This is a genomic window from Komagataeibacter kakiaceti JCM 25156, assembly GCF_000613305.1.
Map to the genome: position 1 here is coordinate 1 of NZ_BAIO01000355.1, position 2,436 is coordinate 2,436.

A 2,436-nucleotide genomic window follows, 5' to 3' on the forward strand; every position below is an offset into this window, starting at 1 on the left:
GTTCCATGCGCCACCGGACGCGGTCAGCGCGCCGGTAATGAAATACGGCATGATGCCGGGCAGCATCACGCGCCGCCACCACAGCCATCCCTTGACATGGAAGTTCCGGGCCGCCTCCAGCAGGTCACCGGGATAGGAGGACGCCCCGGCCACGATATTGAACAGGATGTACCACTGCGTGCCCAGCAGCATGAGCGGGGTCAGCCAGATGTTGCTGTTCAGGTGCCGGTGTACGATCACGACCACGATCAGCGGAAAAAACAGGTTGGCGGGAAAGGCGGCCATGAACTGCGCGGCCATCTGCGCGCGCTGTGCGCGCTGTGGCGACAGGCCCAGCCAGATCCCGATCGGCACCCAGACCAGCGTGGACACCAGAACCGTAACCGTGACCCGCAGCAGCGTGCAGCCGCCCAGCCCGATGACCTGCGTCACCTGTGCCGCCGTGTAGTGCGTGCTGCCATACGCCCATGTCTTCCACCCGACACTGACCGCGAAGACGGCCAGCGCGGTTAGCCATGCGGCATCGACAAGGCGGGCAGGTACAAACGTGCGCCGGGGGGCGGAGGGCCGCGCGCCCAGCGCCAGCCAGCCGATGCGGGTCATCGCATCGCCCACGCGCAGGCAGATCTGGCGTAGCAGGTGTGTGCGGCGCAGTAGCGTCAGCACCCATGGGTCGGGTGTGGAAAACGTGGCGCCGTCATCGGTCCGGAAACGCGCGGACCATGCCACCAGCGGGCGGAACAGCAACTGGTCGTAGGCCAGGATGACCGCCATCATGGTCACGATGGCGTAGAAGATGGCCCAGATGTCGCGCTGCTCGATCGCCAGCCCGACATACGACCCGATGCCGGGCAGGGCGATGTCCGTGTTGCCGACGGTGATCGTCTCGGAATAGACGACCATGAACCACCCGCCGGACATGGAGATCATGGTGTTCCAGACCAGCGAGGGCACGGCGAAGGGCACCTCCAGCCGCCAGAACCGCTGCCACGGTGTCAGGCCGAAACAGCGGGCCGCTTCCTCCAGGTCGGGTGGAACGGTGCGCAGGGCCTGATACATGGCAAACGCCATGTTCCATGCCTGACTGGTGAATATGGTGAAGATGGCCGCCAGTTCCGCCCCCATCATCCGGCCGGGAAACAGGCCGAGAAAGAAGACGACGGTAAAGGTCAGGAACCCCAGGATGGGCACGGATTGCAGGATGTCGAGCAGCGGGATCAGCACCTGCCCCGCGCGCCTGCTCTTGGCCGCCCATACGGCGTAGGTAAAGGTAAAGACGAGTGACGCGGCAAGCGCCGCGAACATGCGCAGCGTGGTCCGCACCGCATAGGCGGGCAGCCAGGCGGGGTTGAGGTGTATGGTTCCGGCCTCGCTGGCGGGAATGGGCACAAGCATATGACGCCCCGCCGTGGCGATGATGACCGCGGCGGCCATGATCGCCAGCAGGCCCAGCAGGTCCGCCACGTTGGGGCGGACGCGCAGGTTTCCCGGCAGGCCGTTTTCCGTCACCCTGCCGTGCCCGTGCTGCCAAAGCCGCCCGCGCCACGGCAGGTTTCATCCAGGTCGGTGGTTTCTAACCACTCCCCACGCACCACGGGGGCCAGAACCGCCTGCGCGATGCGCATGCCGCGTTCGACCACGAAATGCTCGCTGCCGGTGTTCATGACGATAATGCCGATTTCACCCCGATAATCCTCGTCAATGGTGCCGGGGGCGTTGGGCAGGGTGATGCCGTGCTTCAGCGCCAGCCCCGAACGCGGGCGGATCTGGAGTTCAAACCCCCGTGGCAGCGCAATGCACAGCCCCGTGGGCACCAGTGCGCGCCCTCCGGCCCATATGGTCATCGGTTCGGTCACGGCGGCCAGCAGGTCCATCCCGGCGGCGCCATCGCTGGCGTAGGAGGCAGCGGCAGCCCTTGCGCATGGGCAAGGCGGCGAACCTGGATGGGAAGGAGGGAGAACGTCATGGCTGGGGTCCGTCAGGCAATTTCGGAATCTGGTTGCGGCGTGTGCAGGAATATGGCGATTCGCGCAACCAGCCTGCGCGCGACCCGGGCCTTGTCCATACGGGGCCAGTGTTCGCAGCCGGTGGCGTCGATCAGCATGATCTCGTTTTCCGTCCCGCCCATTATGCCAGTCGTGGGGCTGACATCATTGGCCACGATCCAGTCACATCCCTTGCGCAGGCGCTTGGCGCTGGCATGTGCGTCCACCTGCTCGGTTTCCGCTGCGAATCCCACCACCAGCCGGGGGCGCATGGGCGATGGCTGGCTTAACGTGGCCAGAATGTCCGGGTTCGGGACCAGTTGCAGGGTGGGGACCGCATCGGGTGTGGTCTTCTTTATTTTCTGGGGCGCGGGAACGACATGCCAGTCGGCCACGGCGGCGGCGCAGACCGCGATGTCGCATGGCAGGGCGGCGGTGCAGGCGTCCAGCA

The 2,436-nt window shown here is 65.9% G+C and carries 2 protein-coding genes and 1 pseudogene; all 3 read right to left on the minus strand.

Features of this window, described 5'->3' with window-relative positions:
- Positions 1-1,509: ABC transporter permease (locus JCM25156_RS13670; protein WP_025813522.1), on the minus strand; the 1,509-nt coding region annotated here is incomplete at its 3' end.
- Positions 1,506-1,966, minus strand: a pseudogene (gene dut / locus JCM25156_RS24490) (dUTP diphosphatase). The pseudogene dut and the gene JCM25156_RS13670, both read right to left, overlap by 4 nt.
- 12 nt (positions 1,967-1,978) lie before the next feature.
- A partial coding sequence (locus JCM25156_RS13680; RefSeq protein ID WP_025813523.1) for a phosphopantothenoylcysteine decarboxylase domain-containing protein occupies positions 1,979-2,436 on the minus strand: 458 nt, incomplete at its 5' end.